The sequence below is a fragment of the uncultured Roseibium sp. genome (assembly GCF_947499295.1).
In the GTDB taxonomy this organism is placed as follows: Bacteria; Pseudomonadota; Alphaproteobacteria; order Rhizobiales; family Stappiaceae; genus Roseibium.
This window is the reverse complement of record NZ_CANMNP010000169.1, coordinates 1-253: the sequence shown is the minus strand read 5'-3', so window position 1 is coordinate 253 and position 253 is coordinate 1. Positions and strand designations below refer to the sequence as shown.

Below are 253 nucleotides of genomic sequence, written 5' to 3'. Positions count from 1 at the left end.
GGCGTTGTTGCAAAAATCCAATTTGTGCCCTACCTGAGCTTCGCTGTCTCGCTTCAGAAGTTTCGTGAATGCCGTTCAAACACCACGCCTCTCGCCGCCACAAGTTTGCTAAGTCCAAGCATCGTGTGACGAACTGGCCCGAGTATAATGAAAGTCTGCGCCGGCGTGGGGATGTTACGGCCTGTGTTGATGAGAGTGTGGCGCATGACTGGGTCGTTGCGCGCACCGGCAAGCGGGGCCGGCCGGGGACATA

General features: G+C 57.3%; 1 pseudogene. It reads left to right on the top strand.

What is annotated here, in order from left to right:
- Positions 1-68: 68 nt before the first annotated feature.
- Positions 69-253 (top strand): annotated as a pseudogene (locus Q0835_RS30265) (IS5/IS1182 family transposase); the annotation flags it as partial.